This window comes from Dolichospermum sp. UHCC 0315A, from assembly GCF_008121535.1.
GTDB classification, from domain to species: domain Bacteria; phylum Cyanobacteriota; class Cyanobacteriia; order Cyanobacteriales; family Nostocaceae; genus Dolichospermum; species Dolichospermum lemmermannii.
The window spans coordinates 2458908-2472242 of the sequence record NZ_CP043056.1 but is presented as its reverse complement, the minus strand read 5'-3'; the positions used below and the strand labels follow the sequence as shown (position 1 = coordinate 2472242).

Below are 13335 nucleotides of genomic sequence, written 5' to 3'. Positions count from 1 at the left end.
CAAAATATAATCGGATTTCTTTTGACATTAACAAAATATTTTGATATTAGCTGTAGCAAAAGAGTAATATATTTGAATACTCAGATACCCGACTTCTTAAATAAGTCGGGTATCTATTATCTATCATTCTATGATGATCTACTTGTAGTTATTAGGAAACTAATCTATCTTGTAGTTTTGCCACCATTTCCGCACGAGTAGAAACGTCTAATTTACGGAACATCCTTTTTAAAGCTTGCTTGACAGAATTTTGAGTAATCCATAATTTAACGGCAATTTCCCCATTAGTTAAACCTTGAGCCACTAATTTGGCAATTTCTAATTCTCGCGCTGTGAGAGGACAATTACCAGCAGATGCAAAGGTTTTTGGTGTTGCTTGGAGTGTGGCCATTTTCGCCGATAAATGTAAACAAACTGCACTTAAATCAGCTAAATCATTACTATCAAAAGGCTGACTTCCGGGGTCACGAGCAAAGTTTAAAGTCCCCACTAATTGACCATTACAAACTATCGGACCAGTCATTACGTGTTCGTGACGAGTGCAATAGTTTTTCCAGTCTTCTGGGGATAAAATTAATTGTTCATGGGTGGGGGCGTGACGTTCGACAACATAACGCCCAATGGGGTTAGCTTCTAAGCAGACAGCGGGAATTTCAATTTGAGTATCTAATTGGTCACCTAGGAGATCCATACCCCAATGTTGTACTGCAAAATGGTCGCCAATGGTATCCATGAGAGCTAGTTTTAATTCTTGCTCATTTTGGACATTAGCGATCGCTTGAAAAATGGCGTGGAGAGTTTTAGCCATAAGTGTACCCATTTGGGGTCTATGCGAACCTCGATAATTACCTCTATGCTAATACCAGCAACGATAAAAAGCTATTTTAACTTGTAACCAGAGGACAAGCACGATGACAGTTACTCAAATCTCAGCCCAAGAACTTTTTCAGGCTGCCTATCAAAACCGTTATACTTGGGATGGAAATTTCCCTGGCTATACCGCAGATATTACTTATAAGTATGATGACCAAGTGATCAAAGGTCAAGTGGTGATTGATGCCAATATGAAGGCAGAAGTTCTGAATGTGGAAGACGAAGCTGCTAAAAAAGCCATTCACGGACAAGCTTGGGAAATCGCCGTTCACCGTGTCCGTCGCGCTTTTGAACAAACCCACGGCGCAAATACTTTTAGACCCGGTGAAACTGACGCAACCGGCGCAGTCGAAATTTTTGTTGGTGGAAAGTCAGAAGGAGATAAGTACAAAGTGCGTAACAATGAAGTTTGCCACGTTCACCGTTTAATTCACGGTACTTTTGTGACTATTGACACTTTCAGCAGTCACGACACTGGAGAAGGATATCTTTCTCACACATACAATTCTGTTTATCATGACCCCGAAACCGGCGCTCAAAAGGGCGGTAAAAGCGATTTTACTGATGAATATGAGAAGGTAGGAAATTACTACATTCTTAACCGTCGGGAAATCCGCACAGAAATCGCAGAACGCATTTCTATTCAAGATTTCATCTTTTCTAACATTGAGTTATTAGGTTAAGTAGAACGGCTTGAATAATTCAAAGTTTGTAGTGAGGAATTTATTCCCCATTTGCGGGCTTCAGCCCTCACTACGAAATCATCTCCAGATTTTTTTCTTTTCTTTGTGAGAAATCCAGGGTAAGTCCTGTGTTTAAGCTTATTGTTGGCAGTTTTGCCAAAAATTATCTTTGGCTAAGGTATTGTCATATATTAGATTGTCTATTATTATATTTTTGGTTGTGCTTCTAGCCTGCCGTAGTCAGCAATAATTCTTGGTATTTTCATACGACGAAAAGTGCCAAATCAATGCTATTTTCAAAATTGTCAATGTTTTTACTGAGGGAAGTTCAGCTTTAACAATTTAAAGATGTATTAATCCTTATTAGTACCAATGCCGTAAGGGACTTCCAATCTAATAGGTAAGTGTCTTGGGAATCAGGACTCCTGTCCTTGGGGGGAATGTCTAACTCTCAGACCAACAGAACTACTAAGACAAGAGAGGCTATTCCCGATGAATTGGGAAGCCCTGTCCGTAAGACTGACAGGTTAGTTCACTTAACAAATACGGAAAAATGGGGTCTTTAAGTAAGCCATCTTATCGGATTGTCGCCATACCGGGGGAAGGAATTGGTCCAGAAGTTGTAGAAGCTTCCTTGCAAATTCTTCAACACGTCGCTAAAATTGAAGGATTTACCTTGCGGGTAGACTATGGTTGGCTTGGTGCAACTGCCTTCTTGCAAATGGGTAGTTATTTCCCTCAAGCCACTGTCCAACTGTGCGATGGAGCCAATGGGATTGTATTTGGTGCGGTTAGCCAAGGGGGACTCCTAGAACTGCGAAAGCACTATGACTTTTTTTGCAATCTGCGTCCAATTCGGATTGTTGATAGTTTAGTGCATAAATCTAGCCTTCGTCCAGAAAAGGTTCAAGGACTCGATATACTAATCATTCGAGAATTAGTTAGTGGGATTTATTTTGGACCGGCTGGACGTTCTTCAGATGAAAAGGGAGCTTATGGCTACCATACCATGCTCTACTACGATGAAGAGATTCGACGGATCGCTCGTATAGCTTTACAAAAAGCCCAAGAGCGAAGAGGATTGCTCACCGTAGCTCACAAAGAAAATGCTTTGCCTCATTTGCCATGGACTCGTATAGTCCAAGAAGAAGCAATCAAGTTTCCAGGTGTTGTTGTTGAACCAATGCTGGTAGACAACTTGGCTATGCAAATGGTTCTTAATTCCCAGAAATTTGATACAATTTTGGCGGGCAATATGTTTGGAGATATTCTGAGCGATATTGGTGGAGCTTTAGTTGGATCTATTGGCTTATTAGGGTCAGCCAGTCTGAATGCTGATGGATTTGGACTATACGAAGCCATTCACGGTACAGCCCCAGACATTGCTGGCAAAGGAATTGCTAATCCTCTAGGAACTCTTGGAGCTTGTGTTTTAATGCTTCAGCAATGGGGGGAAGTGGGTGCTGCCCAACGAATTATGGCGGCACAAGAGCAAGTGTTATCTGAAGGATATCGGACAGCCGATTTGTTTCCCCAAGGCTCTGAAATATTTGTCAATACTGAAAAATTAATTGACCTTTTACTAGAAGAACTTTCCAGCTAACAACATTCTCAATTCCGGGGGCTTTATGAGTAGTATCAAACAGATTTTATACTTAGGTGATGATATCAATACTGATGATATTATGCCTGCCAACCGGGCGACAAATGATGACCCTGATAATTTGAAACACTATGCTTTAGAACATCTGATTGGAGTAGGGGAGTTACTAAAATACGATGTGATTGAAGCCGGAGAAAATTTCGGCTGTGGTTCTAGTCGAGAAATTGCCCCCATTGCCATCAAAGCTGCGGGAATAGAACTGATTCGGGCGAGATCGTTCGCAGAAATTTTTTATCGTAATAGTATCAATATTGGACTTACCCTCGAAATTTTGGGAGAAAAACCGGAGAATCCGGTAGTTGATGCGATCGCCGCAGCCGGTGGATTGATACCTTTTAATCAAAAGCGTCGTCAGGGAAAAATTACCATTCCTGCCAGCGTGACTTCCCCGCGACCCATGACTTTAGTGGAAAAACTTTTAGCCAAATCCTCTGGTAATACCTACGTCACTCCAGGAGAAGTGGTTTTTGCTCAAGTTGATTTAGCCCTATCCCACGATGCTGTGGCCAACCCTGTCGCTAAAATATTTTATAAACACTATGGAGAAGATGCAAAGCTGTGGGATGCTCAACGGGTAGTTTTAGTAGCAGATCACTTCATCCAAGTCAATGACATCCGTGTTGATCACAAAGCTGAACTCATGTATCAACAGATGGTTCAGTTTGCCAAAGACCAAGAATGTCACTTATTTGATGTAGTTTCCCCAGGGGAAGCCGCAGGTATCTGTCATGTTTTACTTCCAGAAAAAGGATTTGTCCGACCAGGGATGATCATTGCCGGCACAGATTCCCATACCTGCACCTATGGAGCATTAGGAGCTTTTTCCACAGGGGTGGGAACTACGGATATGGCGAATATCTATGCTATGGGGGATATGTGGATTCGTGTTCCCTCAACATTAGTATTTGATTTATCGGGAACTCTACCGCACCATATTAGTGCCAAAGATATTATCTTGTTTATCTTAGGTCAAATTGGTTGTGCTGGTGCTACTGGTAAGGTAATGGAATTTAGAGGATCAATACTCGCACAACTACCTTTTGATGAACGATTGACTTTAGCTAATATGGCTATTGAGTGTGGTGCAGTCTGTGGGTTAATTGTTCCTGATGAAACAACCCGAAATTATGTGAAAAGTCGTTCTACACAAGAGTTTGTAGAAATGATTGCCGATCCTGATGCTGAATACGAAAAAGTATATCAATTTGACCTCAGTAATTTAGAACCACAAGTTGCCCGTCCTCCAAAACCAGATCAGGTCATACCTATTAGCCAGTTAGAGGAGACTCCAATTACCAAAGCTTTTATTGGCTCTTGTACGGGGGGCAAGCTTTATGATTTAGCCCAGGCTGCTGAAGTTTTACAAGGTCGTCAACTGGCAGATGGCGTGAGCTTGTTTGTGGTCCCTGCTTCCGTAGAGATTCGTGAACAAGCTGAAGCCTTGGGTTATCTGGAAATTTTTGCACAAGCAGGCGCACAGATTCTCAAGTCAGGTTGTGGAGCTTGTATTAATTCTGGAATGGGGGTGTTAGGTAAAGAAGAAACGGGGGTTTATGCAACCAATCGCAACTTTAAAGGACGTAGTGGCGATCCTACAGGTAAAAACTATTTGGCCTCGCCAAGAACAGTGGCAATATCAGCCATAAAGGGGAAAATTAGCCACCTTCTGGATGAAAAATAAATCTAAAAAAGAGGGAAATAAAAAATATTTAACCCACAATACGAGAATGCTAGGTGATAAAATGGATGAAATTGTGAAAAAATTTGCAGGTCTAGGTCTTCCGGGCGTAATTCTTGTCCTTTTAGCAGTCACATCAGCAGGTAGTAATGCTGGTATTGTTGCTGCCATTACAGCAGTAGGCGGACCATTTGGCATTGTCGGAGGGATAGGTTTACTCGGACTGACAAAAGTTTTAGGAGATGCAATTGCTGCATACGGGATTGAAGCTATTATTAAGTCCGTCTATTCAGAACGAATCAAAACTGAGTCAGTGAGATTGCTTGTCAAAGAAATTGAAGAGCTACCCATTTCAGACGAGTTAAAACTCAAATTGAAAAATCATCTGAGTTCAGAAAGCAAAAACTATTTAGGGTTTGCTGAAAAAGTTGTCTGTGAGGGCTAGGAGTCAGGAGTCAGGAGCGATGCCCTGAGCTTGTCGAAGGGTCAGGAGCGATGCCCTGAGCTTGTCGAAGGGTCAGGAGGAAGAATTAGAAGAAGAGAAGAGAAGAATAGTATTGAATCCAAGTGATAGGTTTTTGCTAATTTCAACCCTTATTCCTTGCACCTGATTCACCTTTTTTACCTTCAAACTCTTGATATATCTCAGTTCTAGCTTTATTCAGCAGCCCCTATTTACCCTCGCTAGGAAAAGTAGGTATTTCAACCTTCAAATAGGAAATTGGACACCTTTTTGAGTAATAATAAAGCTACTATTTTATTTCATATTGCTGAATTACTATGCATGGAAATGTTATTCTAGCTATCAGTTCATCGTCATGTTTTTGACTTTTCTAAATTTCCTGATTTGTAGTGTTTTTTGATTAATCATAAAACTTACGTATGGACAGAAAATACCAAATAGGTTGTATAGTTTTCACAGATGCAAATGATGGTTAATTCTTGTAGTGTGTAAGTCCCAAATTATTGAGAATGGCTATAAATTTAAGGTGAATAGGGAGGGAAATGTTAAAAATTGACTTGAAAGCGAATGACTTTTAGCTAACTTAGTATAAATTCTAGAATCGGTTTCTTGCCATATCAAGACTCCAATTTCATTCCCACTAGAAAAGTTTCAACCAACAATATCAGGACTTTAGGTGATCAAAATGGACGAAATCGCAAAAAAACTTGCTGGTCTGGGTCTTCCAGGCGTAATTCTATTAATTTTAGCAGTCACATCAGCAGGTAGTAATGCTGCTATTGTTGCTGCGCTCACAGCAATAGGCGGACCCTTGGGCATCCTTGGTGGTATAGGGTTACTTGGTCTGACAACAGTTGTAGGAGATAGTGTTGCTGCATACGGGATTGAAGCTATTATTAAGGCCGTTTATTCAGAACGGCTCAAAACCGAGTCAGAAACATTACTTATCAAGGAAATTGAAGAGCTACCCATTTCAGACGAGCTAAAAGCTAAATTGAAAGATCATCTAAGTTCAGTAAGTTCTACTTCCACAGAACCAGCTTCAGAACCCAGAATAGTGGAAATTGTTGATGAAAACGAATAATTTCACTATTAAATTGGGTAACATTTAAGAGCGAATAGTAAGTGCCAAGACAGAATTAATTGCATATTGGTTATTTACCAATCTTTTGCCAATCGAGGATTTCAGTCCAGATTTTTGTGTAATTGATTTTGTCCAATTATTTACCAAGTGCATACCGCTATAGTGAGAATAGAAAAATGGCCTGTGGGTCTGATTTTTTCGGGTCACACTCTCAAAGGCCATTATTTTCTAACAAAAAATGATCCAGGATGCGAATGCAACGCAGTGTGCTGGAAAATATCTTAGTTGAAACTGTTCCCTATGACTTACGTCACGCTACGCTATCACCAACAACTTATTAAACAACCCGTAAACTTATGTTGAAACAATGTATTCATGAGTTATTTAAAGCCCAGGTTGCTCGAACTCCGCAAGCAATAGCTGTCGTGTTTAGGGATAAGCAACTGACATACCAGGAATTAGATTTGCAAACAGACCTCCTGGCTAATTATTTGCAAAAACTAGGGGTAGGAACTGGGGTACTTGTAGGAATTTGTCTAGACCGCTCCCTAGAGATGATAGTGGGTTTATTAGGAATTCTCAAAGCTGGGGGAGCGTATCTGCCGCTAGATCCTAATTATCCAGCAGAAAGATTGAACTACATGATACAAGATGCTCAAATCTCTGTGTTGGTAACGCAAGAAAAATGGTCTACTTTAATATCTGATTATTCAGGGACAATTATTTGTTTAGATAGTCAACATGATGCAATTTTTGATCATAGTGATAGCGAAGCGCGACCTAGGAATCGCCATCTTGTGAATACAGTTAAACCTGATCATTTGGCTTATGTCATCTACACATCAGGGTCAACGGGAAAACCCAAAGGGGTAATGATTGAACACCAGTCATTGGTAAATTTTACCCAGATGGCGATAGCTCAATACAACATATCCACGGGCGATAGAATTCTCCAATTTAGCTCGATCAGTTTTGATGTTGCCGCTGAAGAAATCTATACTGGTTTAAGTTGTGGTGCAACTTTAGTTCTACGAACTGAGGAAATGATAAGTTCCGTCTCCTCATTTGTACAGCAATCTCAAGATTGGCAAATAACTGTCTGGGATTTACCGACAGCTTACTGGCACTTAATAGTAAATGAATTAGCTATGAATCCCATAGCATTACCTGAATCACTACGCTTAGTAATTATTGGCGGCGAACGGGTATTACCAGAACGAGTGAAAATGTGGCTCAAGAATGTCGGAAATTTCCCTCAGTTAATTAATTGCTACGGTCCCACTGAAACTACCGTTGCTGCTTCAATTTGCTGTTTATCCAGTTTGAGTGCCACCCAACTAGAAAGAACAGAAATACCTATTGGTAAACCAATGGGGGATAATATCGAAATTTATATCTTAGATCAAAACCTGGAATCAGTTCCGACTGAAACCATAGGAGAAATATACATCGGTGGTGCTGGACTTGCAAAGGGCTATTTGCACCGACCAGAACTAACCGCAGAAAAATTTATTAAAAATCCCTTTGACAATTCAAAATTATATAAAACTGGTGATTTAGGACGGTATTTACCAGATGGCAACATAGAATTTTTAGGACGAATTGACAATCAAATAAAATTTAACGGCTTCCGCATTGAACTAGAAGAAATTGAATCCCTCCTCAATCAACATCCCCAAGTTTTTCAAAGCATAGTTATTCTGCGGGAAGATGTTCCTGGAAACAAACGTTTGGTAGCTTATATTGTCCCATCCTCAAGAGAAGAAATTAACTGCACAACGCTGCCCAGCTTCCTGAAAAACCAGCTACCCAGCTACATGATCCCAAGTGTCTTTGTTTCCCTAGACGCTTTACCTCTGACTCCGAATGGGAAAATTGATCGTCAAGCACTTCCCATACCTGATATTCAAGAAACCTTTGTAGCACCGCGCAATTCACAGGAAGAAACTCTTGCCCAAATCTGGGGTAAGGTTTTTGGTGTAGACCAGATTGGTATTGATGATAATTTTTTCCAATTAGGCGGTCATTCGCTAATCGCCACACAAATTGTGTCTCGAATTCGGGATGTTTTCCAAATTGAATTATCCTTTGGACAACTTTTTGCAAACCCGACGATTAACGATTTAATTAAGGTAATTATCCAGCAGCAGCAACTACAACAACCATTACCCCTAGCCAAAATTACGCCGATTTCCAGAGAGGGTTATTTACCTGTTTCTTTTGCCCAAGAACGAGTGTATTTTATTGAGCAATTAGCGCCCTCCATGACTGCTTACCAATTTCAAGAGAGTTTGCGAATCAAGGGCAATTTAAACATAGATATTCTAGAAGAAAGTCTCAGCGAAATTTTGCGTCGCCATGAAATTTTCCGCACGACATTTCCGGCAGTAGAGGGCAAGTTGGTACAATTAATTCATCCACCTCAACCTGTAAAATTACCAGTAATTGATCTGCAAAATTTCCCCAAATTAGCACAGGAATCGGAAGTACAAAAATTAACAGAGATTGCAGTTCACGAGCCTTTTGATATTAGTCAATTACCATTAATTCGTTGGACATTATTAAAATTAAGCGACCAAGAATATGTGTTAGTTCATGTTGAACATCACATGGTTCATGATGGTTGGTCATTTAATTTATTTTTGCGAGAATTATTAACATTATATCAAGCCTATTCCCAAGGAAAACCCTCACCCCTAACTGAACCCTCACTCCAGTTTGCCGATTTTGCCCATTGGCAACGACAGTGGGTGTTAACAGAACCAGCACAAGCCCAACTAAAATATTGGCAACAAAAATTAGCTGGCAGTCCTCCTGTATTAGAGTTACCAGGCGATCGCCCGCGACCAGTCGAGCAAACTTACCAAGGCGGCATGGTACGCATGGAACTGCCCCTAGATGTTTGTGAAGCCCTGAGAAAAATGGGTCGTCAAGAAGGGGTGACTTTATTTATGAGTATGTTTACGGTTTTTGTAACCATGCTCTACCGCTACACCGGACAAGAAGACCTTTGCGTGGGATCTGGGGTAGCTAATCGCCGTTGGCGGGAGACAGAAGGGTTAATTGGCATGATTGTTAATAACATCGTCCTCCGCACGGATTTATCTGGCAATCCCACCTTTCGAGAACTTCTGGCTCAAGTGCGTAATGTCACCTTGGAAGGCTACGCTAATGAAGATTTACCCTTTGATAAAGTCGTAGAAATTCTCAAACCAGAAAGAAATCTCAGCTACAATCCTCTATTTCAAGTAATGTTCAGTTTCCATGATGCTCTTTTACCTGATTTGAATCTACCTGGATTGAGCATTAAACAGCATGAGACACTCAACAATAAATCAGCCAAATTTGATCTTGATGTTGTTGTGATGCCTCGTTCTGAACAACGGGTAGGGCGCAATTCTCAAGAAGAAGCCAAAGGAATAGAAACAGAGGGCATAACTCTTGTTTGGGAATATAATAGTGACCTGTTTGATGTCACCACCATTGAACGGATGACAGGTGAATATCAAACGTTAGTAGCAGAGATTGTGGCTAACCCTGATCAACAAATTTCCCAATATCCCCTCCTCACAAAAGAGCAGCAGCATCAATTATTAATTAACTGGAACGAGACGAAAACAGCTTATCCTCAAGGGAAATGTATTCATCAATTAGTGGAAGAACAGGTAGACAAAAATCCTGATGCAGTAGCACTGATATTTGATCATCAAAAACTTACCTATGGAGAATTAAATACACAAGCTAATCAACTGGCGCACTACCTGAAAAACTTAGGAGTAAAACCCGATACATTAGTTGGTATCTGCATTGAACGTTCCTTTGAGATGATCGTGGGACTTTTGGCAATCCTCAAAGCAGGGGGTGCTTATGTATCTTTAGATCCTGCCTATCCCGCCGAACGATTGAGCGATATAGTTAATGATGCTCAACTACCAATTCTGGTAACAATGCAGCAATGGGCAACCATAGCCGCCGATCATAATCTGTCAATAGTTTGTTTAGATACCGAAAAAACTGTAATTGCTACCCAAAGTCAAGAAAACCCTGACCAGGCAGTAACAGCCACCAACTTAGCTTATGTCATCTATACATCAGGTTCCACAGGCAAACCCAAAGGAGTGCTGATTGAACACCATTCCCTAGTTAATTTTACTCAAACTGCGATCGCCGCATATCAAATCATCCCCACCGATAGGGTTCTCCAATTTGCCTCCATTAGTTTTGATACCGCCGCCGAAGAAATCTATCCCTGTTTAGGCAGTGGTGCTACCTTAGTGCTGCGGACAGAAGAAATGTTACAGTCTGTGTCTGCATTTGTGCAGCAGTCCCAAAATTGGGGACTAACAGTATGGGATTTACCAACAGCCTACTGGCATTTGCTAGTAAATGAATTAGCCAATGGCAATTTATCCTTACCAGAAACATTACGACTAGTAATAATTGGTGGAGAAAGAGCGCTACCTGAAAAAGTAGCAACATGGCATAAATGGGTAGGTAATTATCCAAAATTAGTTAATAGCTATGGTCCAACGGAAACCACTGTAATTGCCACTTTGAGTCAATTATCAGACAATACTCTCCATCGTCAGGAAATCCCCATTGGTAAACCTATTAGCAATGTACAAGTATATGTCTTAGATAAATACTTGCAACCCGTTCCCATCGGAGTACCAGGAGAACTCCATATTGGTGGTGCAGGTGTGGCACGGGGTTATTTGCACCTGCCAGAATTGACCGCAGAAAAATTTATTAAAAATCCTTTTGTCAACACAGAGGAAAGTAGATTATACAAAACCGGGGATTTAGTTCGTTATCAACCTGATGGCAACCTAGAATACCTGGGACGGATAGATTCTCAAGTAAAAATTCGTGGTTTTAGGATTGAACTTGGTGAGATTGAAACAATATTAAATCAACATTCCCAGGTGAATCAAGCCGTCGTCATTGCCCGTGAAGACATTCCTGGCAATAAGCGTCTTGTCGCCTACATCATTGGTAATCAAGCACAAGTCCAATTGGAGCAAATCCGCCAATTTCTCCAACAGAAGTTGCCTCCATACATGATTCCTGCTACCTTTGTGCCATTAGATCAACTACCAATGACTCCTAACGGCAAGGTAGACCATCGTGCTTTACCAATCCCAGATACTACTGACACCAATTTAGCGGCAGGATTTGTTGCGCCTCAGACTCCCATAGAAGAAAAGTTAGTCGCAATTTGGGCTGAAGTTTTAAGACAACCGAATATCAGCATTCACGACAATTTCTTTGAATTGGGTGGCGATTCAATCATCAGTATTCAGATGATTTCTAGAGCGAATCAAGCCGGATTACAACTGACTCCCAAACAACTGTTTCAGTATCAAACTATTGCCGAGTTAGCCAATGTTGTCGGCACAAATCGGCAAATTAAAGCCAATCAGGGATTAGTTACAGGTTCAATACCGCTAATGCCTATTCAACATTGGTTTTTCGAGCAAAATTTCCCCGATGCTCATTACTTTAATCAATCAGCCTTGTTAGAGATTCCATCAATAACACAGCCAGACTTATTAAAACAAGCAGTGCAAAAATTATTATCGCATCACGATATTTTGCGTTCATGCTTTGTTCTTGAAAGCCACCCCCCGCAACATATTAATGCTACAACCCAAGAAACAGTGCCGTTTATGCTTATAGATTTGTCGGCATTGTCTTTAGAGGAACAACAAACTGTAATTAAAACCAAAGAGTCCGAACTTCAAGCCAGCTTGAATTTGTCATCAGGGGAAATTGTCCGAGTTGCGCTGTTTAACCGAGGAATTAATCGGCCAAGTCAATTACTAATTATTATTCATCACCTAGTAGTAGATGGCATTTCATGGCGGATTTTACTGGAAGATTTAGCAACGGCTTATCAGCAACTTAGTAGTGGCGAAACTATCAAATTACCAGCCAAAACAACTTCCTTTCAAGAGTGGGCAAATCAGTTACAAGCATATAGCCAATCAGAAAACCTGTCCACAGAAATTGATTATTGGTTATCCCAGTTTGCGGGGAATATTACTTCATTACCCATAGATTATCCTGACGAAAAAACAGAAAATACACTAGCTGTAACTAATTCCCTAACTCTCTGTTTAAATGAGGAGGAAACCCGCGCCTTATTGCAGGATGTTCCCTCTGCCTATAATACACAAATTAATGATATTTTGTTGACTGCGTTGGCACAAAGCTTTCATGAATGGACAGGAGCAAATTCATTAATTGTTGATCTAGAGGGACATGGACGAGAAGACCTATTTGAAGATATAGATTTATCTCGGACTGTCGGTTGGTTTACTACTTTATTTCCTGTACAATTAAACCTGGGTTTGGAGAATCAGTTAGCAGAAACTTTAAAATTAGTTAAAGAACAACTGCGTCGCCTACCTAAACATGGTATTGGCTATGGTATCTTGCGATATTTACATCCAAGTTCCATAATTCAAAATAAATTCCAAACTTTACCTCAAGCAGAAATCAGTTTTAATTATTTAGGTCAATTTGATCAAGTTATGTCTGCCTCTGCCATGTTGGGAGCAGTTAAAGAATGGAAATCAGAACAAAGTCAGCGGGGATATTGCAGCCATCTCTTGGCAATAAGTGGATTGATTCACTCAGGAAAGTTAGAAATGGAGTTTGCTTATAGCGAGAAAATTCACAAGGGAGCTAGTATTGAAAAGTTTGGGCTGGGATTCATGGAAGTATTAAGAACCCTGATTTTTCACTGCAAATCAAAGGAGTCACCCACCTATACCCCTTCTGATTTTGCTGCTGCTAAAATCAATCAACAACAGCTTGATAAATTAATAGAAAAAATTAATAGAAAAACCCCCAAGAGTTAGATGAATTAATAGTTTACCTAAAACC

7 protein-coding genes are annotated in these 13335 nt (G+C 40.4%); 6 read left to right on the top strand and 1 reads right to left on the bottom strand.

Features of this window, described 5'->3' with window-relative positions:
- Positions 1–151 precede the first annotated feature (151 nt).
- Entirely contained in the window at positions 152–808 is a 657-nt protein-coding gene (locus BMF77_RS11980) for a LuxR C-terminal-related transcriptional regulator (protein ID WP_148763026.1), read from the bottom strand.
- A 103-nt stretch (positions 809–911) separates the two neighbouring features.
- Here BMF77_RS11980 and BMF77_RS11975 point away from each other — a divergent pair, with 103 nt between their 5' ends.
- From BMF77_RS11975 to BMF77_RS11950, 6 genes are all read left to right on the top strand, one after another.
- The gene (locus tag BMF77_RS11975; protein ID WP_148763024.1) at positions 912–1556 is read left to right on the top strand and encodes a DUF3386 domain-containing protein; all 645 of its coding nucleotides are present in this window, start codon (positions 912–914) and stop codon (positions 1554–1556) included.
- A gap of 553 nt (positions 1557–2109) precedes the next feature.
- On the top strand, positions 2110–3159 hold the full coding sequence (locus BMF77_RS11970) for an isocitrate/isopropylmalate dehydrogenase family protein (RefSeq protein ID WP_148763022.1): 1050 nt from the start codon (positions 2110–2112) through the stop codon (positions 3157–3159).
- 25 nt (positions 3160–3184) lie between these two features.
- Positions 3185–4900 (top strand): aconitase/3-isopropylmalate dehydratase large subunit family protein, encoded by a 1716-nt coding sequence (locus tag BMF77_RS11965; protein WP_148763020.1) that lies wholly within the window; start codon positions 3185–3187, stop codon positions 4898–4900.
- Between the two features lie 61 nt (positions 4901–4961).
- On the top strand, positions 4962–5342 hold the full coding sequence (locus tag BMF77_RS11960; RefSeq protein WP_210422362.1) for a hypothetical protein: 381 nt from the start codon (positions 4962–4964) through the stop codon (positions 5340–5342).
- 703 nt (positions 5343–6045) lie between these two features.
- A complete protein-coding gene (locus BMF77_RS11955) occupies positions 6046–6444 on the top strand; it encodes a hypothetical protein (protein WP_015078974.1) in 399 nt (132 codons plus the stop codon).
- Between the two features lie 356 nt (positions 6445–6800).
- The gene (locus BMF77_RS11950; RefSeq protein WP_148763018.1) at positions 6801–13310 is read left to right on the top strand and encodes a non-ribosomal peptide synthetase; all 6510 of its coding nucleotides are present in this window, start codon (positions 6801–6803) and stop codon (positions 13308–13310) included.
- The last annotated feature ends 25 nt before the right edge of the window (positions 13311–13335 follow it).

Excerpts from the sequence above, each read along its gene's own strand:
- BMF77_RS11980 (WP_148763026.1), bottom strand. The coding sequence starts at position 808 with ATGGCTAAAACTCTCCACGCCATTTTTCAAGCGATCGCTAATGTCCAA.
- BMF77_RS11975 (WP_148763024.1), top strand. The coding sequence starts at position 912 with ATGACAGTTACTCAAATCTCAGCCCAAGAACTTTTTCAGGCTGCCTAT.
- BMF77_RS11970 (WP_148763022.1), top strand. The coding sequence starts at position 2,110 with ATGGGGTCTTTAAGTAAGCCATCTTATCGGATTGTCGCCATACCGGGG.
- BMF77_RS11965 (WP_148763020.1), top strand. The coding sequence starts at position 3,185 with ATGAGTAGTATCAAACAGATTTTATACTTAGGTGATGATATCAATACT.
- BMF77_RS11960 (WP_210422362.1), top strand. The coding sequence starts at position 4,962 with ATGGATGAAATTGTGAAAAAATTTGCAGGTCTAGGTCTTCCGGGCGTA.
- BMF77_RS11955 (WP_015078974.1), top strand. The coding sequence starts at position 6,046 with ATGGACGAAATCGCAAAAAAACTTGCTGGTCTGGGTCTTCCAGGCGTA.
- BMF77_RS11950 (WP_148763018.1), top strand. The coding sequence starts at position 6,801 with ATGTTGAAACAATGTATTCATGAGTTATTTAAAGCCCAGGTTGCTCGA.